Annotated in this window: 9 protein-coding genes; 2 read left to right on the top strand and 7 right to left on the bottom strand. The window is 34.8% G+C overall.

Going from position 1 to position 20,677, the window contains the following annotated elements; all coding sequences use genetic code 11:
- Window positions 1–19 precede the first annotated feature (19 nt).
- The 7 genes from ACE38P_RS01800 to ACE38P_RS01770 all read right to left on the bottom strand — a co-directional run bounded on the left by ACE38P_RS01800 (window position 20) and on the right by ACE38P_RS01770 (window position 18,570).
- Window positions 20–8,386: a neuraminidase-like domain-containing protein gene (locus ACE38P_RS01800; RefSeq protein ID WP_374699415.1), complete on the bottom strand. Its 8,367-nt coding sequence runs from the start codon at window positions 8,384–8,386 to the stop codon at window positions 20–22.
- A gap of 4 nt (window positions 8,387–8,390) precedes the next feature.
- Window positions 8,391–8,759 carry a hypothetical protein gene (locus tag ACE38P_RS01795; RefSeq protein ID WP_374699414.1) on the bottom strand — a complete coding sequence of 123 codons (369 nt, stop codon included), beginning with the start codon at window positions 8,757–8,759 and terminating at the stop codon, window positions 8,391–8,393.
- Window positions 8,760–9,111: 352 nt separating this feature from the next.
- Complete coding sequence (locus ACE38P_RS01790) at window positions 9,112–9,240, bottom strand: hypothetical protein (RefSeq protein WP_374699413.1); 129 nt, start codon at window positions 9,238–9,240, stop codon at window positions 9,112–9,114.
- Window positions 9,241–9,499: 259 nt separating this feature from the next.
- Window positions 9,500–16,636 carry a SpvB/TcaC N-terminal domain-containing protein gene (locus ACE38P_RS01785; protein ID WP_374699412.1) on the bottom strand — a complete coding sequence of 2,379 codons (7,137 nt, stop codon included), beginning with the start codon at window positions 16,634–16,636 and terminating at the stop codon, window positions 9,500–9,502.
- Window positions 16,637–16,718: 82 nt separating this feature from the next.
- On the bottom strand, window positions 16,719–17,219 hold the full coding sequence (locus ACE38P_RS01780) for a hypothetical protein (RefSeq protein ID WP_374699411.1): 501 nt from the start codon (window positions 17,217–17,219) through the stop codon (window positions 16,719–16,721).
- 191 nt (window positions 17,220–17,410) lie between these two features.
- On the bottom strand, window positions 17,411–18,343 hold the full coding sequence (locus ACE38P_RS01775; RefSeq protein ID WP_374699410.1) for a patatin-like phospholipase family protein: 933 nt from the start codon (window positions 18,341–18,343) through the stop codon (window positions 17,411–17,413).
- A gap of 2 nt (window positions 18,344–18,345) precedes the next feature.
- The gene (locus ACE38P_RS01770) at window positions 18,346–18,570 is read right to left on the bottom strand and encodes a hypothetical protein (RefSeq protein WP_374699409.1); all 225 of its coding nucleotides are present in this window, start codon (window positions 18,568–18,570) and stop codon (window positions 18,346–18,348) included.
- 130 nt (window positions 18,571–18,700) lie between these two features.
- On the opposite strand from ACE38P_RS01770, the gene ACE38P_RS01765 reads away from it, so the two are divergent.
- Both ACE38P_RS01765 and tnpC read left to right on the top strand, forming a co-directional pair.
- Window positions 18,701–19,237, top strand: coding sequence for an ankyrin repeat domain-containing protein (locus ACE38P_RS01765; RefSeq protein ID WP_374699408.1), 537 nt, complete (start codon window positions 18,701–18,703; stop codon window positions 19,235–19,237).
- Between the two features lie 51 nt (window positions 19,238–19,288).
- Window positions 19,289–20,671: an IS66 family transposase gene (tnpC, locus tag ACE38P_RS01760; RefSeq protein ID WP_374699286.1), complete on the top strand. Its 1,383-nt coding sequence runs from the start codon at window positions 19,289–19,291 to the stop codon at window positions 20,669–20,671.
- The last annotated feature ends 6 nt before the right edge of the window (window positions 20,672–20,677 follow it).

Below are 20,677 nucleotides of genomic sequence, written 5' to 3'. Positions count from 1 at the left end.
AGGTATAGAAGGCAGTAAGTTACCAATTAATCGTTGCTTTATAAGGAACCATAATTATGATTTCCTCAATTTTGTTTGTATCAGCGTTGTTAATTTTCATACTCCAATCACTGCCAATTGTAAGTGAAGGATTAACAATCTTTTTAGAATTACGTTCCCAATTATAGTTATTTAACTTTATAGTCATTCTACTATTTGTCTCAGGTGTAGTAGGTATAACATAAATATTGTTTTCTCTATTTAGATCAGCTGACGGATTTTTGACGTGAACGGGGAAAATTTCAGGGGATAGTTTGAATTTTAGCTCAGAAGAACGCCCTTTTGCTTGTTGTTTAAAATTTTCCCATTCTTCTGGATAGACCGAACTTAGGTTCATAACTAATGTACCTTGGTAATACTTTATTTGATTGAGATTTTTCACTTGATTGCTTAATGTTTCTCCACCATTTAGCGCTGTGTAATCTAAATGAATGATAACATCAGAAATAGTACCGATGTCGAACCTATTAGTTGCCTGTGGTAAACTCAGTTCCCAAGTGGAAACTGCGCCTGTTCCCTCAAATGGTAAGTAGCGTTCATCACCAAAACTAAGCTCAAATAGACCACTATCTTGATCAGCTTTTGAGATAGCAATTTCTTGATTTGGTTTCCAGTTAGCTCTTAAAAGATCAGTTTCAGGCTGTTCTTCTTCACTTGGGCTTACTAAGTATTTAATTGCGTTTATTGCACCATCGCTTTTTAATATTACTTGGCTACTTGTTTGTTGCAAACTTGCATGAACATTTTCATAAGGACCAACTACTGCTGGAATAGTAATCTTTATATCTTTAATCTTACGAGCATAGTGACCAGGAAAGTCAAGATCAAATATTTTTTCTGTGAGAGAGAATTTACAACTGCCTTTAGTTTTAAGCTCATAAAGTGCAATAGGATCAAGGGATTTAAGTGAGATTACTTTAGTGATTTCTAATCTTCTTTCATTGGTATCATGGTACTCTTTGTCAAGTTGCTCAAGTTCAAACTTTAACTTTTGCCCTGAAAGTAGGCCTTCTTTTAAACTATTCCAGTGTCCTGGTTGAATGAATGTTTTATCATTATCAATCTCATATTGGTAAGCCCTTTCAGCTTGCTTTGCGATCTCAAGGGCAAGTCTATAAACCCTAATATATAAACTTTTAAGCTCACCTTTCATCCAGCTGTAGAGTTCTTGGTTAGTAAATTTGCTCCTAAAGAAAGACTCTTTTTCTTTGATTTGTTTTATCGATTCCCTATGCGCTCTAAGATCTTGTACAGCATTTGCTTGGTTCATTTTATTTGCTTCTATTTGATAGCTAATCTGGTCAACATCATGAGTTGCCATAATCTTCTGTAAATCCCAATCTTCAGCTCGTCTGTCATAGCTTGCATAAGTACTTATATTTTGTGATGTGTTTGATAATACGTTTGCTGCTGTTTGAATTGAACTAGCAGCAGTATCTGCAGATCTACCAGGGTCATGACCACCACATGCTAACCCAAAAATATTTGGCATAAGATTTAAAACTGCAGCAGTTAGTTTGGGAGAAACTGTAGCAGCTAAAAGAACTACGGCAGCAATGGATGTTCCTATTGCTGCAATTTCAGCAATTGATAGTCCTTCATTAATTAATTTCTCATAATGAGATTTTCGGTCTTTTGCGCTACTCAAACTTGCATCAAGTGCCTTAGCTTCTTCTTTTAATGCTTCAATGGCTTTTTCCTTAATGGTAGTCATTAAATTGGCCATTATAGCTTCTTGTTTGTTGTAAAGTAAATTCAGTGCCTCAGCATCTTTTTTCTCTAAAACGCTTAATAGTTCTGAGCCAATCTGAGTTACAGTATCAGCAATTGATTTAGCATAGGTAATCATATACTTAAAACGGTAATGGGGCACTTGGGCTATTTTTGGTAACCTCATGGTACTTTCACCGGCTGCAGTACTAATCAATTGCCCTGGATCGATTGATGGTTGAAATAGAGCAAGCTCTAAACGTTTACCTTTAATGTCCAAGCAATGTCTTATTTTATACAGGCGATCTTCGATCGTATTCCATAAGCTGATAAATTTTTTATTTTCTGGAGTACAGAAGTAACTACAATATATGGTGAGGTCAACTACAGCAGCGTTAGGGCTATTTTGTGTATTCCGAACAACGCTTCTTGGAGCGCTTGCTTCTATTTTACATATATCGTATTTATTGTTTGACAATTCACATATATTCTTAGATTTAACTTTGAACTTTCCTTTCTTTTTTGGTCTTTCCCCAAGCAGATCCCAAGCTCTGATGTAAAGCATTGTCGCTTGATTGATGCTTTCCCATGTCCCTTTAGAAAACTCTGAATCACCCCAGTCAATTAAGTTATCTACGTATGACATGATTATATACTTTTCATGAGAAGTTTTTTTCTTATCAGCCTCCTTGTATGAATCAAGTGAATCAACTAATTTTCCACTATCACATTTTTCACCGCTTTCGTCTGATTCTTTATCACATTTAGTTTTAAAAGGAATAAATTGCCATGCATCACATCCCTTTTTGAGAGGGTTGAAGATATATTGGTACCACTTGCGTGCTTCAGCAAATTTTTGTTCTTGATTAAAAAGGTATGCAACTAGTGTTGGGATATGGAAAAATATTTCCCACAAATATACCCCATAAAACCCTTGAAAATCAAGCGTTTGGTTTTGCACTTCTGGTGCTAAGATTGCTCCTGATCCCTTAATATAAGCTTCTTTATATGACTTATTGACTAATTGCAAAACTTTTTCGTCTTTGTATTGATTTTGATTTACGTCATCATTCTCCTTTTGACTAATTAATTTACTGACTAAATCTATCTCTCTTTGCTTTTTTTTATCTAATTTTTTATTCCTTGCTTGTACAGCAAATTCATTATTACCGTCTTCTATTTCTTTTTTATCTTTTTGTAGTTGCGATATTTTGTCCTCAAGGTATTTTTTCTTTTTTTCATGCTTTTTTATTTCATCATCTAACTCCTTTATTCCGGTTTCATGCTGCCTTATATTTTTTTCTAACGCATCCTTCTCTTTTTTTAGTGCTTCTATAGTTTTGTCTTGTCCTGATAATTGATTTATTTTACTTTCTAAGTTTGTTACTTCCTTTTCTAGTGTCATTAACTTTTGCTGTAATTCTACATTTGTACTCTCTACATTTTGCTTGTACTGTGTTAACTCTTGCTTCAAGTTATCTATTACTTCTCGTAAACTGTCTCTTTCTGTTACTTTTTCGTGTGAATCACCTGATCTATGCGGAAATAAATTATTCAACTTTACTTTTAAATTTTCTATATCCTCCCGTAATTTATTCCTTTCTTCTATATCTTGTTCTATAGATCTTACCTTGCTTTTCAACTCATCTTTACTTCTTTCCTCACTATCTTTTTTGTTTTTCAAGTTAACTAATTCACTCTGCTCGTTGCTTATACTGTTTTTCTCTTTATCTATTTCTTTCTGTATTTCTTCTAACCGTTTTGTAACAGCTTTCTTTTCGTTTTCTTTTTTCTCGTTATAGAATTTTGTTATACTTTCCGTTGCTTCTGTAATGCTGCTAATCCTACCAAAGTAACGCGTATCAGATTTTTCTGATATTAGATCCTCTTTCAGAGTAAACTTACTATTATGAAAGCCGTTTTCACAAGACAAAATCAATATTTCGCTATCCTTTGTAGCTACTTTCAGCTTGCCATCAAAATTTTCATTAATATTTTTTGATTCTTTAACCTTCTCTTTTAGTTTTCTACCCCAATCCCTAATCTCGTTTTCAAAATAACTTCTAGCCTCCTCTATGTCCCGATCTTCAACCCATACATTGTGTTTAAGAAATCCAACTTTCTCATCTTTTTTACCTTTATACTCCTCCAGTGTTTTTTTATTCCAATTTCTAACATCTAAACATTTCCTTACTTCAATCTCAAATTTCTCATCTATTTTAACATCGTGTGGCAACTTTTGTTGAGCGGACCAGCTACCATCCACCTTTTTAAATACATAGTACACAGTTAGAGTAGAATCATTAATTGATACATCTTCTATTTGCTTTTCCTTTACAGTTTTGTGTAGCCAAAAAATAAATATTCTACCAAATGTATGGACTATTCTTGCGATGTTGATTGGTATTTGCACTTCAATTTTTTGCCAAGGCTCCCAAGTCTGTGTACTTCCTGTTTTACCACCTTCAAAATTGCCAATACGGTAATAGTAAGTATAAGGATCTGCTTGAGTTCGTCCTAAAATATACAACTTGTTGTCTGTAAAATAAGTATCAACTACTCTGAGATTCACAAGCTGTGAAAAATTCTCAAAATACTTGATGTATGCATTAGCTGCTTCTTCATCGTTAAGATTGCCCTGCATTAAAGTGTTTTGTAATGCCTTATATTCTGCTGTTGCCGATTTATGCAGTGTAGGGTTTAGATAATTCTCGGGATACAGGGCAACCTTTTTAGTTGCTTCCCACTTTCTATAATTGTTTAGTAAATCCCATATTTCTTCAGTTAAATCAGGCTTAACCGTTACACCTTCTTCCAGCTCTAATATGCAGCGGTGAATGTAAAGTTGAAGACTGTTTAGCCCTGCTTTAAGAGGAGAGATTTTTGAACAATCACTCATTTCAACATCAATCAAAAGAAATGAGTATAGGTTTCGCATATTCTCGATATCTGCGTACATTTTGTTACCACTACTGTCGCGACCATATATCATATAGTTTGCCAGAGTATTACGCTTTTGATCTTCTAGCTGCTCTTTTACTCCTTCTACGTAGCTTAGTGATTCCTGTAGTTTTTTTGCAGTACTATCATATTTATTCCACCCAGTAGATGCTGGTAAATTATGCAGATCCTTCAATTCCAACAAAATTTTGCCGTCAATTGCAGAGCACTCTGCAATATCCATAAAAGACTTAATTTTTAGCAAAGAATCTAGAGGGTTATGTTCTTTACTGAAATACTTTTTAAATGCATCAATTTCCTTCATCTCATTCAGAACTTTTTTATCCAAATTAGTAAGATGTGCTATTTTTTCTGTGACTTTGCTTTCATCGTAACTGTCACGTAGCCATTCTCTATATTGTGACAGAGTAAGTTCATTACCAGAAAATTCATTTTGTAATGCTTTGTAGTTTGCAAGAGTTTTTATCTGCTCTTCTGTCCATGTTGCTTTTAGCTTATAGGCATTTGCATGATTTGTAATATCTTCTGCGTCCATTTTAAGCGTTGTAAACATAGTGGCATTGTTTAAAAGCTCTTCTATTGTTGCATCATAAGTTATAGATAAGCCTATCGTATATGTACGCTTATTTTCTGTACCTTGATAAGTTAAAGTTGCTCTATTATTATGTATTTTTATTGACTTGCACTTATCAGGTTTATAAAGGTCAATAGCTCTCCAGGATTTGGCTGTATCATCATAGATATCTATTTTACCTGAATATTTTGTGCTGCTTGTAATATCTACAAGCAAGTCATCTCGAGTTTCGGTTTCTTTTGCAGTGCGCTTTATCCAACTTTTAGTTATAGAATCATAAATATACACTTGACCTGTAACAGTACTATTTTTCTTTCCTGTGAAGAATATAGCCTTTGCGCCAATTACGATTGCTGATACACTCTCATGTGCTTCGTTAATTTCATCTGTTTTTTTCCAGCTGTTGGTAGGGCTATCGTAGACATCTATATGTTTAGAGTATTGCTGATTACCCTTACACCCACCAAAGAAAACAGCTTGTTTACCAACAATTGTAACCGATACTGCATCACGTGCCTCACTTGCTGTATAGTCAGCTGCTAACCATTTCTCAGTTTTAGCATCATAAATATCTATTTTATTAGACTTAGTTTGATCTGCTTTACCACCAAAGAAAATAGCTTTTCCATCAACTATAGCAACCGACGCATTCTCACGTGCTTCACCAACTGTATATGTTGTCCAACGTTTCATTGGATCAGTTCTATAAATGTCAATATCTGCTGCATCGTATATATCAATTTTAGCAGAAGGTTGGTTACCACCTTTATTTCCACCAAAGAAAATAACTTTTGTATCAACTATAGCTACTGATGCGTTTGAACGAGCTTCACTTGCTATGTGTGTTGTCCAGTTTCCATTTTCATAAATGTCTATCTTATCTGACCTTCCTTGATCTACTTCACCACCGAAGAAAATAGCTTTATCACCAATTACTGCAACAGACGCATTTGCTCTTGCTCTTTCAGCGCCAGCTGCATGTGGTGTCCAAATTCCACTTTCATAGATATCTATCTGTGATGAACACTGTGTATTACTCTTATTTCCACCAAAGAAAATAGCTTTGCTTCCTACAACAGCCGCTGCTGCACTATCACGTTCCTCACTAGCTATTTCAGTTAACCGGCTTCCAGTATCTTCATCATAAATATCTATTTTTTTGGAATACTCATTTGTACTTTTCTTACCGCCAAAGAAAATAGTCTTTGCACCAACCGTTGCTACTGCAACATTCTCTCTTGGCTCACTAATTGCATGCTCTACAAGATCCTTTTTAAGTACTTTGCTTTCTCCAAGAAAAACAGCCTTTTGACCAATGATTCCTACATCATGAACGATACTTTTATCTAATGATTCAAGCCTTAGTAGTTGTAAATTTGTTGGTTGTTTTTTTGTAAACTCATGTGTTGCAGCTAGTCCTTCTTCATTAAGCTGTTCTCCTATATATTGCAGTACTAAGTTATGAAAGGCTTTTTCATCATGTTTTAGTTCCTGATCCTTTTCCAGTTCTTCACATATTTTGCTTACCTGTTCTGTATAAGGGTGGGAAAGCGCAGAAGAATTTACCAGTGTACTTAACTGCTCAATAGTGATGGAATTGTTGCTTAACCAATCGCTTAACTCAATAACGTGCTCTACGTTGTTTATTGTTAGCTCACTAATGTTTAACTGTAGTGAAATCTGTATAACTTCAGCTATTGAAATATTCATCAACCTTGCTAGCAGAATTTGCTTATGCACTTCTAAAATGAGTGATTTTCCAATTTTGCTTGATACCTTGTCATTATAATTAATCAAAGAAGTCAGCTCTTCTTTACTGATGTTCCAAATCTTTTGTAATGTAGTACTGTTATCTACATTTGTAATGAGATCCTTTGGCAGAGCCTGAGTCAATTCACCTAACTTTTTAAACAATAGTTTAAACCTTTCAGTTAACTGGTAGAAGTTGTGTAGAAATTTTTGCTCTTTGACACTAATTTTTTCTTGCTTCTTAGCTTTTTTGCTGTGAGTAGTAGATTGACTGAGCAGCCATTCCACTTTCTGACGTTTTGCTCCAGTTTTTGCAATAAATTCATCAAAATTTTCTTCTTTAAATGGTTCAGAAGGTTCTTCTATTCCATAAACTTTCTTTAAGTCTGATTCTTTTACTCCTTGTAGAAAGAATAGAGATTCTGCTGCATTGTTTGCGTCTTCTTCACTCTTACTTCCTTCTATTGCTATGGAAGCATTAGAATATAACTTGCACACTTCACTTAAAGGCTTTTTCAATTTTTCTTGTAAGCTTTTTATTCTGCTTATCTCGTTAAGAGCACCTGCGTCAACTTCATTCTTATCAATTGCAAGCAATACATTACACAATTCATCAAACGACCAATTAAGTTTGTTTGCAAGGCGAATAAAGCGATGTAAAAATCCTAATGCCTGATCTATGTTATCTATAGTACCAGAATTGATAATTAGCTTATTGGTAGGATCAATTCTATTATAGCAGTCAATTAGCTGATCTAATTTATTGTAGTCTATGTTGGTTTGAGCAATGAATTTTTCAGCTTCCCTCAATTCACTTTTATCTATTCCGTAAACTTCGTTTAAATGTGAATCTGTTGTTGTTGCATCAATAATGAGATTATATTCTTCTGGTGAAAGTTTTAAGGATTCCGCAAAACTATTAGCTTCTGGTTTTAATACCTTATATAGATTAGCTAAGGTTATACCTTGTTTTTCGAGGTAAGCACGTATGCTAATTAAAGGAAAATTAGCTGGTAAATTAAAAGGATATTTATACTTGTCCGTTGCTAATTCTTTTAGAGCATTTCCACCTAGTTTACTATCTAGATTTTTCTCCATTATATCATTAGCAATCTCCAGATATAACTTTTCTTTCTTAGTATTGTCGCAATCTAGCTTAAGCTCAAACAGATCAGGACGACGTGTTTTAAGTTGGTGTGTTGGAATGTACTTTTCAATAGTCTCCATCAGTTTAACAAAATAAGCTGCTGGACTTAAGACCGATTGGCAAGGTTCACATTCGTTATAACCTTCCTTAGTCTTAAATATAGTTTCAACGATGTTGCTGTCTGTAGTAGTAGTTGTAGTCGTCATATTATTATTCTCCTTGTAAACTGTGTATAAGTGCATCACACTCTTCTGCTGTATCATGATCAATGTTGCAGACTCGTAGTGCTCGATAATGTGGTTCGGTCATTTCTCTGGCATTTTCTATATAGCGAGAGACGAATTCACGTCTGGCTAAAGCTTTTAGGTAGATATCTTTAGCCTCCTGCTCTGTGATCACGTCTTTTACCTTTTCGATAAAAACATCCTCACATAAATCTGTAATTTTAAATGCTGAGTCATATATTGGCTCATCATCCTCATTTGTAAAGCTGAGTAATTTCTCAGCTATTTCGCTGCTTTCTATTCCCATCTTCTCTAAGCGAAGTTGAGAATCATTTGTTGTGTTTTGGGTGGTCATGGTTTTTTCTCCATAATTGTTTGAGTTTTCAAATTAAGTGTTTATTGCTTAACTCAGAAAGAAATGAATTCCCTTCCTGCAAGAGCCTTTTAATAAACATCTTTAGCTTCTTGCTCTGTGATTACGTTTTTTACGCTTTCAATAAAGACATCCTCACATAATTTTAAATGCTGAGTCATAATTGGCTCATCACTTTCATTTTTAAAACCTGGGCAATTTCTCAGTTATTTCGCCTCTTTCTATTCCCATCTTTGCTAAGCGAAGTTGGGAATCGTTTACTGTATTTTCATTAGTCATAATTTTCTCCGTATAGTTGTTATTGTAGGTTTTTAAGTAGATCTACTTTTGTTATTCAGTATAGAGAGACGAATTCACGTCTAACTAAAGCTTTTTGGTAGATATCTTTAGCTTCTTGTTCTGTGATTGTGTCCTTTACCTTTTCAATAAAGATATCCTCACATAATTTTAAATGCTGAATCATATAAATGCTCGTCATTTTCATTTTTAAAGCTGAGTAATTTCTCAGCTAGTTATTGTTCAATTCCCATTTTCTCTAGGCGAAGCTGGAAGTCGTTAATTGTGTTGGTCATAATTTTCTCCTATAAATTGTTTCATTTATACTAATACTCTAAACACTAGTTAAACTCGTCCTCAAAAGTCAAAATCCTGTTCTTGCTAGCTTTCTCTTGGTTGCTATTTTGGATTTACGCTGCTTTTCTTCTTTATACTTATTCCTGCACTCACTCTTCTCTAAACTCTGGTACGCGTCTTTGGTGCCCTTGTACTATGTTTCCGGTTTCTATTAGTCTAATTGGGTTATTATAGTCTTGTACTCCTCTCTCAAGTGCTCGTTCTAAGAGGTTATGTGAGGTATCCAAGTCATCAATCAAAGTATTAAGATGTTCTATTTGTATATCAAAGCCGTTAAGTTCTCCCGCATTCCGCAAATTATTTATGGTACTATGAAGCCTAGTGTGCAGAAAATCGACAAACACAGTTCGTATTTCTCTAACAGCTTGCATATTCTCTAAAGTTACACCTGCGGTAAAATCTATATTTGTAAGAAGACCGTGATCTAGCACATCTGATTGAGCTTCATCTACAGCTCTTCCTATGAACCAATTAACTTCTATGGGTTGATTTTCAGTATGTCCCAACCTAGCAGCTAACTCTGCACGCTGAACGTCACCTAAAGGTATTCTTGGATTAATTCTCCCCGGAGTTAAATGAGCTGCATGATGATCTTCCAAATCTGTTGCATTGCGATCTTGGAATTCAGCACCACCCCTTGCTGGTCTTTCTCCTGGAAGAGTTTCTGCTCCGGTAACCAAGTTATTTCTAGGATTTCCTGGCAAACCTTCTGCAATTCTTTGTATAGTACCACCAAGACCAATGAAGCCTACAAAGCGAGCGTTTAAATGTTCTACTGGGTCATTATCTCTAGGAAAGTCTCTATCAATATAAACTATAGATTGAGTGCGAAAACCGGAAGTATCAACACTATTTACCGGATTTCCCTTCACAAACTGAAACAAATTCAACCCATCCAAAGCGCCAGCAGGATCAGGATTAATCCACCTTAAGAGCCAGGTAGCATAGTAGCGTGCCCCATAGTAATAAAGACCAGTGCTATCATCTCGTTCTTTTCCTGAGTATCTATATTCTTTTTCAGTTACCCCGCGAGCAGTTTTTCCAGCAATCAGCGCTGTTCCACCAAATGGCAGATATTCCTCATATGTAATGATTTCAGCATTATCATTTAATTCTAGGGCAACTGAGTCTAAATGATTACTGAGCTGATAACGATTCTGACTTTCTTTAGTTTCATCATGTGTTCCTTCAGTCCAATAATGATGAAGAGCTACTCTACTTTCATCGTCCATCACATGGACAGTATACTTCTCTTTACTTAAACTATTATTTTGGTAAGTTCTTGTAACCTCAAGATCACCAAAGTAAATTTTTTCTACTCGAGTGGAATTCTTTTCATTATTCTGATAAGTCTCAGTAACCTTTCTGACTCTTTGTCCACCACTATCATAAACATAATATTCACTATCATTTTTCCCGCTAGGCCTAGTTATAATATCAACATAGGCGATGTTATCGCGGTAATTCCAGTGCAAGTTCTGTGTACCACTCAGTTTAAGCAAATTACCTCTTTCATCATAACTTTCATTTATGTTATTCTCATTGACAGGCCTTTCATCTACTACCTGTAAACTCCGATTTGACTTACTTGATATGTAAAATTCTTTAGTAGAACTATTTTTTCCGTTATGCCTAATTCTTGTAATGTTACTGCCATAATCAAAATCATAATATTCAGTATAATTACTAATCGCATTTTGATTGTTTAAATGAGGAATCGGCGTAATGTAATCATCTTTCTCTCTATTTCCACTTACTGCTGGATGCTCTTTTCCTGTTGCTTGAATCAGCCGATAAAGCGAATCGTAATGATAATCGGACTTAGTATCTATAGTTTTGTTATTTGGAAAGATGGTCTTATAAGACTCATCATTCATGCAAGTAATGTTACCTACAGGGTCATAGGTATAATTAATACTTTGTAATTTTTTTTGTCCCTTTTTACTTTCTAGTTTAGTGAGCCGAAAAGTTTTAGAGTCATAACTGTAACTGGTAATAACACCATTGCCGTAAGTAATCGATATACGCTGGCCTTTAGGATTGTAGCTAATGTCTGAAACATAGGTTTTAATTGTTTCCCCTGTTTTTTTAAGCTTAATTTGCCTTACTCTCCCTGCTATATCATAAACTGGAGTATGGGCATTATTTTGTGGATCAATCTTTTCAATTATTTCACCGATTGCATTATATTTTACGCTTGAATAAAATACTTCTCGTTCAAGATCTGTATGTGTTGCAACACTATCTTCCCAGTTTGCTTCTTGCTTATAATTCTTTCTTAAAGTGTAACTACTCTTTAATGTCTGACCTTTAAAATCATTTTCTTTAACTTCAGTTAGCCCTGCTTGATCATAATGAGCAATCAGCGTTCCATAGCGATTGGTCGCTTTATCCTGAATATCTTCAGAGTAAAAGAATCTTTCGACGATATTGTCTAGTTTTTGATTGGTAACTTTTACTTTGATTGGCCGTTGTAACCTGTCGTATTCTGTATAAGTATATACTCCTCTGCTATTCCAACTATATACAGAACTTCCAGCAACATTTGCTAAACTCCAGGTTTCTCCAGCATCAACACTAATGCTTTTAAGTAGCCCTGCCATTGAATACACATGGCGAAAGTTTTTTATTTTTTCAGCTTCTAATTTACCTTTGTTTTGCTCATAAAACCTTGGATCTACACTTTCCAGTTCATTTCCTTGAATGTCGAGTTTCACATGAGATTTTAATTCTACGTTATTTTGTCCATCCTTGCTTAAAATTTCTATCTGCAGGAACTTTCTTCCTAAACTATCCAAATGCTCTATTGTTGGCGTATTATAATGTTTTTCTGACTTTTCCAGCGCATCTTTTTCATTTTTCAACGTTTCTTTTTCTGCATCATTTGCGTTGCTCCATTTAGCAAAAAATTCTTTATAATATGCTGAATCTTTGACTGTATCGTTAAGATCAAAATTTCGAGTAGTCCATGGATTAAACTCTATTTTACTAAAAAAGCCTTTTGGAGTATCAATGCGAATATTTCTCAGCAGAGGATCATAATAAAGAGTTTCAGACACTCCTTGATTACGTATAGCGTCCTCTGGTCGATAGTACGGTGTATTGCTATAAAAAGGTTCATACTTTTTCACCTCCGTGCCTTTATTGTTATAAACAACTCTGCCTGATGCTAGCCATTTTTCACGCTCAGAGTCGGGATCAACAAGCATTTTAGTCTCAAGATTTCTGCCAAACCCATCTATGTGAGTTACCACTCTTCTTATTCTTTTGGATGTACTTTCCGAAACATGGGTTTCTCTCTGCAAATTAATAACGTGAACAGGTTGGCCATTTTTTCTCCAAGCATCCAAATCATAGTAAAAGAAACTGGTAGCATTCTGTAAGTAATGCTCTGGACCATTTGCTCTATCTACTACACCTAAAATATCATCAAAGCTTGGATCTTTTCTTACTTGATATTCGGGTAGTGGTTTATCACCTTTTTCTTGGCCCTTTTCACTGCCATAAACTGAAGTGGCAATCACCACTCCAAGTGGATTTAATATAACTTCTGATACACTATCATTATGATCAATTAATTTTACTGGCGTTAAACGTTGATAATCATATTCTGCTGTTGCTTCATAATGTGAGTTTGCTGTTGCTTTAACTATTGTTTTGATTGGCAGTAAATTATATTTATCGTAAACCACTGCAGTTTCGCTACCAAAAACATCAATTACTTTTTCAGGTAAATAGTACTTACTATCGCCATAATAATACTGAGTTGGGCTTGGTACCAACCAAAAATCATTCGACGTTTTTTTATAGCCAAGGTCTTTCAGCATTTGATCAGACGTGATTTTTCCGGCAAATACTTCTTTGATTTGGCTACCGGAAAATGCCATAGCTTCTGTATGATGAAGCAGTGCTTGCTGAGTTACTGAGCCAAGCGGCAAAGCTGCATTTTGTACTTCATTCCAGTAATAATTATGATTTTCACTTAAGAGTCTTGCTTGTGCTCTTGTATGACTTAGATTTTCTTCAAATTTTATCGTATTTTGTAGAGATCTCTCTACGTGTGTCTTTAAGTCACTAATGTTAACATAGCTATCTGTTGCAACTCTTAAGCCCCCAATCTCAAAAGCTTGTGATTTATAGAGAGCTCCAAGCAAGTAAAATTCTTTAGTATTATTAACGTAAAAATTATACTCTAAAGTAGCATGTAGTTTTTGCTGTTCTGAATAGTTACCAGATTGATTTCGACGAGGGTAAGTAATACTTGCTGATTTAATGATGTTGCCATATTTATCAATCTCTAAAACAAAATTGTGCTCAATACGTGGATCACAGCAATTCCTTTCATAGTGATAACTGATAGTTTCCTGTAAGTTAACAAAGAATGTTCCGTATTTAAATATCTTATTGGCACTACTGCTACTTGACCTTAATAGCTTTACTGCAGCACTAGACTCAGTTACCGAGTATGGATGCAGGTAAAGGTTGGGATTTTCATCCTTATCCAAACCATAGACTTCTTGTCTTAGCATTTGCCCTTGAATAGCACGGTATGCTTGTCTTTTATTCTCTATAGTAATTATACTTTTATCAAATACCTGAGGAGTTATTTTTAACGCTTCTCTATCTCCCTGGTAAAATTCTTTTCTATAGCTCTCAACTAAATCTCCTGCTTTTTTATAAGCCCCAGTGTGGTACCAAGTCTTGGTATAAATAGGAGCAACATAATCTTCTTTTTCAGTCTGATCAGTTGTAGCAAAATCTTCAGTATCCCAAGTTTCTACAAAACCAAATCCGCGAAATTCTTTTTCAGTGTAATCATAAAAACCATGATGATAACGATACTTATTGGTAAGTTTACTTCCTACTATATTGTCTATCGTTTCTATTTTTTCAATTACTTGTACTGGAAACGGCAGACTTGTAACCCAAGGACGATTTTCCTTTCTATCCTCCAAGTAAAACTTAGTAGAAGCTGCATAATGAAGACGGGTAAGGTTGCCCATGTTATTATCTATTTGCTTCAGTAAATGTGGTTTTACTCCATTGTAAAAATCATAATACAGATGTTGTAATTTTAAATTTTGATCCAGATAGCTAATAAGCAAACAGTTAGTGCCATTACCAAGGATGTCAGCAAACTCAATACGACCAATATGATTGTAATCTACCGGTAATTTCAAAGTTACTGGTTTACTGAAAGAGTTGCCACTATTGTTATAGTAGATATCTAAACTATTGTGGTTAGCGTAAACTAAATCAGTAGTACCAGAACCATCGATATCAGCAAAGTAAAGTCTTTTTGCATTTAATCCATTCCTAAAATATGGAGCGTTTTTAAATACAACTTTTTCACCAAATTTACCATAGCCAAGATTTGGCCAACATTCTACTTTGCCATTTTCTATTTTAACTAAATGGCTCTTGCCATCACCAAACATATCAGCAAAGCGTACTAAAGTACTCCCTGAATTAAAACGCTGATTTGGTAGATCTTTTGGTGCTGCGCTATAAATAGCTTTTTTGTAACCTTTTTTTCCTTGCGATGGATATACTCTGACGCTTTCTCCTTCAAATACTACGATATCAGTTCTTCCATCCCCAGTTACATCAATCATTTCTTGAATTTCACTACTGATGTTTATTACTTGCGACTCAAGGGGCTTAAATTCACTCCATTTACCATCAAAATCATGATAACCTTGAAAGCTACCTTCATTCACATAAAGTTGTAGCTCACCGTTACCTTCTAGGCTCATTAGTGAATAAGTAGTTTTTCGGAGTAATGATGGAAAACGCTCGAGTAGTTTAGCTTGAGCAAACTCTCCATTCCCATTTGGCCTAAAATAAAGGATTGTGTTTCCGTCGTTATATAATATCCCTTCAATACCTTCTTGATATAAATCAACCGATTGAAATCTTTGATCATTTAAATAACCAGGAAAGTTTTTGTTTATTCCTTCTATTTTTACCGGTTTAAAAGAGTTTTTATTATTTGTATTGTGAAGGTCCAAAAAATTTCCTTTTTCTTTGATTAGAAGATTCTTTTCACTATCTTTTATTCTCCAAGCTGAATTTTCTTCTACAATCTCTGCACTATCTCTTTTAAATATATAGTCTTGTTCTTTTAGAATCTGTAGAAGCTCTTTAGATGGTTTACCGCCATCGCTCAGTATTACCGATGAAATTGTTGAAACGTAGGTAGAATCATCGCTGGTATGAGAAAAAACTAAAGTTGGTGTACTCTTAGTAAATCTTTTTTCTCCTCTCTCATAATAGCCAACCTGCTTTACCGCTCTTAAATACGTAATTGTTGGTTTTTCGTCGTAATCAAAGTACGTTCCATTTACTAACGTTGGCTCTCTACCCAGCTCATCAAATCGATGATAAATCCTTATAGCTCGACAGAGTAGCTCAGTCCTTATTGCAAATCCTGTTATATGTGAAGTAAATGGATCTGGGCGGAGAATGGCTTTTCTCTCTTCGTTGTACTTTTTATCTATCGGGCTTGCAAAATCGTTTTCGCCATGATCAAATAGAACTTCAAAATGGTTGTAATTTAACCCCTCATTATTGCCATAAGTAATCCGATCAATTACTCTGCCACCACCTTGTCTTTCTAAGTTCGCTGTACTTGAGCGATAATAATAAAATATTTTATTTCCATATACATCTCTTGATTCCTCAAGTAACCATTCTACTATGCGGCTATTACTCTTTGGATCATAGATTTGTGCTTGTTTATTTTTACCATAAACGGAAATACTGCCATCTTTACTAGTAACTTGCCAATGAATAGTGTTATCGCTTTTACTTATCAAACGCTCTATTTTAGCAAATAATCCTTCAACACGTGGCTGATAACAAGTAATATCATATTCGCTATTACTTGTTTGATTAATCGCAACCAAGTCATCTGCACCACTGAGGACAAAGACATCTTCGTCATCATAAGTTGGAACTTTCTTGGATGTTTTTCTGATAATACTTGCTATTGAAACATTAAACCCTATACCAAATACTCCGTTACCACTTCCAGAATTGTAATTAACACTTAAAGAAGGCGAAAAATTACGGCACGTTGGAAGTGGAACTGGTACTGAAAAGGACCCAGTACCAGTGAATGAATTAGCCTCAAAAGCTTCGCTTATTCCTTTTATCGCTCCACCACCTTTTGGTAGCTCAAGCTTTTTGGCCTCAATAGTGGAAGTATCTTTGTTAGATTCCATTGGTTGCATGAAAATGCGTTTGTATGTTTATATATACAAGATTCGTAAAAAAAACGTCCAAAAAATCTTTGCTGCAAAGGATTTAATCTATAGATTTTTGTTTAAGTTTTTCTTTTTGCACTGACACAGCTTCTAGCTTTTTTGGAACTTCCGCTGCCAATTTGCGCTGTTTAACAAACTTTTTTAATGTTTTTACTGCAATTAAGTTTATACTGAAAATGCAAGCGGAGGCTACAGCTAACGCTGGAAAAGCACCTAAGTTGAATGTTGGCAAAATTGCTACAATCGTGCCAGCTGTCAGTAAAAATGCTAACCTTTTGCTGTCTATTGTCTTATTTTTCTTAACCTTTGGGAAGTTTAATTTTCTTTCCAATAACTTTTTAAATCCACTTTTCAAGTCTGTTACTTTCTTTGCCTTAAAGTTTCTTATTTTTTCTTTTATCTTTTTAAATCTTTCTTTTTTAATTTTACCATCTGGAATAAAGCTTTTTTCCTGTTTCAGAAACTGCTCCATGGATTGTGGTTTATCGCCAGCTTTATGTTTTCTAAAAAAAACTTTCGCTATGGATTTTGCTATTCTCAATCTTTTTATTTTAAGGCCTTTTGTCTTTTCTTTAAATTTCTCCTCTGCGCCTTTATCTGGGCTCTTTTGTAGGAGGGGCTGCTCTATGGAATGTAGCAGTTGTGGTTTAACTTGTGGCTGACCATTAGCTTTATGCTTTTTTGGTGAGACCATACTCTTTAAGCGGTCTTTAGCCTTTTTACATAGCTTTTTTATTTTGCTTGGCATTTCAAAAATTTATCTATTAATTCTTGGTTTTCCCCTATCATTTCACTTGCTTCTTGCTGTAGACATTTAATATTTTTAGATGTTATATTATCCATCTCAAATGACGCTACTTTCAATTGTGATTGTATTCGTATATATTTATCACCTATTACTTGATCAAGCTGGTAGTTTACTGCATCCAAACTTGAAGCAAACATCACATTCAGTAGTGGTTTTATCCATCCTATCTTGCCAAATCTTCTTGAATTAGCGTACTTTATACTTTTGTTTGTTCTACCAGTGCCTATCGATAACAACACAACATCATCATTTGGAAATAACCTCTTACCACTTGCATATGCACATGCTGCAGGATTATTGGCAAATACTCCTCCATCGACTAATACCATTTCCTTTTCGTTGACCTTAAGATATTTAGGTGCAAAGTAAGTAGGTGCTGCAGTTGTTCCTCTGAGCGCATCTTTTAATTTAACAAAATTTCTATCTTCTCTCCAGCTCTTAAAAAAGAAAGGATAGTTATTATGAACATCGTAACTTGTGATCAGCAAATTACTTAAAGTGTTTTGTAGAGTATCTTCACCAAAATATTTATCCAGTACAAATTCGATGTTCTTGCATGAGTATTGCGCGCAATTAAGCCAAGAGAATATAGATCTTCTCCAAAATGAAGATTTAAAAATATATGATCCGTATTCCTGGTAAAGTTCGACCAAATCATTGGCAGAGTATTGGGGTTTCCTCTGATTATCACTTTTGCAAAGTCCAGCAACAACAATTCCACCAGTTGAAGTTCCTGCCATTAAATCAAAAATTTGAGAAATTGGCTTTTTTGTTCTAGATTCAATCTCTGCTAGAATAATGGCAGGAATTATTCCTCTAATTCCTCCTCCATCAACCGATAAAATATACTTTGTCATTTTTATTTTTGTCTCTGCTCAAGCTCGTTAACTTCTTCAGCAAGGTTTTTGACCCTTTCTTCAAGACGATAGATGATTTCTGTAGTCCTTTGATTTTGCTCTATAAACCTGTCATGCATATGCACTCTTAAGTCGAGCTTAGCTAGCCACCAGATCAATCCTATTATTTGTATCACCATAGTAGCAATTACTGCCATAGGAATCTTTCCTGTACTTTGGTTTTTCATCTTAAAGTTTCCTTGCATAAAGAGCTGCGTATTGATATATACAAGATTCATCAAAATTACGTCCAAAAAATCTTTTCTAAATAAAGTTAATTGGTTGCACTAAACAAGCGATGTAAATAATATAATGAACATGAAATTCAGCCTTTTTCGGAAGTTACTAATAAATTCAATAATACCAATAATATGTGCTATCTTTTTACTTCAGCACTGTAAACCATCAAAAAACATACCAATAAAAAGTAAGGCAAGTGGCAATGATCTGGAAACATTGTCTACTGCAGCTGAAAAATGTAACTTAGATGCTGTAAAATCCTTAATAAAAAATGTGATAGATATCAATGCTACTCATCATTTTGGTGCAACATCATTACACTATGCTACAAGCGGAAGCTGTTTAGAAGTTGTAAAATTTCTAATTGAAGAAGGCATTAATGTAAACACTACTGATGCTTTTGGCTGGACAGCTTTGCACTATGCTGCACAGGAAGGACGCTTGGAAATTGCTAAATTTCTACTGGAAAATGGAGCAAATCCTCTTGCTAAAAACAAAGATAAAAAAACTCCTTTAGATCTTGCTGTAGAGGAATTAAACAATAATAAAGAAAAAAAAGATATTTATGAGGAAATTATCAATTTACTGTGTCCGTTCAGCAGAGCGGCAAAATAAGGTAGACAAAGCAAGATAATAAAGATAATCATAGGGTAAATATGAGGTAATATGGTAAACCTTTTAGAACTCTGCAAAAATTTACAGCAAAAAATAGAAAAGTTAGAAGCAAAAATAGAAAGATTGGAAAGAGAGAATGAAAGTTTAAAAGCAGAGCATGAGGCTTTAAAGATAGAGAACGCTGAATTAAAGGAAAGGCTAGGTTTAAATTCAAAAAACTCATCAATTCCCAATTCAAAAGAATTATACAAAATGAAAAAGGAAAAGCCAAAAAGCGAAAGAAAGATTGGTGGTCAAGTTGGGCATAAGGGTAATTATCGTGCTAAAATGGAAGCAGATGAGGTGATAAAGATAGAGTTGTCACCTACTTGCGAATGCGGAGGGAAGATTGCAATATGCGAAAAACCTTATATTCATCAGAAAGTAGATCTTCCGGAGATTAAGGCTTATGTAATGGAATATCAGTTGGAACATGGCCGTTGTCAGAGATGCGGAAAAAGAAGAAGTAGCAAGTTACCAGAGGGTGTTACGCCAGATACATTTGGCCCAAGGGTTAAGTCAGTAGTTGCAGCACTCAGTGGGTTTTATAAAAATTCAAAGCGCGAAGTAGCTAGCATCATAAATGATATCTTCAATTTGAACATAAGCGTCGGTAGCATATCAAATAGTGAACATAGAGTTGCTTCAAAATGCAAAAAAATGTATGAGCAGATCGAACAAGAGATAAGTAGGAGTAAAGTTCTACATATTGATGAAACGAGCCATTATAACAAAGGTAAACTCGCTTGGTGTTGGATGTTTGCAAGCAATACGGCAAGTTTTGTGAAGTTGACAGAGTCAAGGGGAATGAAAGTTTTAAAAAATAGTGTATGCTGCAATCGTAATAGCTTGGTAGTAACCGACAGATATGCAGCATACAACTACTTTGCTGATGAAAGAAGGCAAATCTGTTGGGCACACTTAGCAAGGGATTTTGAAAGATTAGCGCATAGTTGGAAATTTGAAGTTAAAGTTCTGGGCTGTTACTTGAGAAATGTAGCCACTGAGTTATTTGCACTGAAAAAAGCTTTACTAAAAAATGAGATAGATGTTTCAAGATTTATTAGACGTGCCAAGAAATTGCGAAAACGTACAAGGTATTATTTGAAGGAAATATCTCGCTTACCTGAAGCAATTGGAGCGTCTCGAGTTGCAAAGAATATTTTGAAATCTGAAAGAATGATGTGGAAATTTTTAGATGACCCAGAAAATACTCCGCTGACAAATAATCACGCTGAACGGCAAATACGGCATTATGTCGTTTATCGCAAAAATTCATATTTTACACAATCAGAACGAGGAAACTCATTCCTTGAGCAAATAATTTCGTTATACTTAACATGGAAACAGAGGAGGCTAAACCCTTTTCACAATCTTCTATCTATCGTTTCTTAAACCACT

It is taken from the genome of Wolbachia endosymbiont (group A) of Limnophora tigrina (assembly GCF_964263225.1).
Taxonomy (GTDB): domain Bacteria; phylum Pseudomonadota; class Alphaproteobacteria; order Rickettsiales; family Anaplasmataceae; genus Wolbachia.
This window is presented reverse-complemented; position numbering and strand designations above follow the sequence as displayed.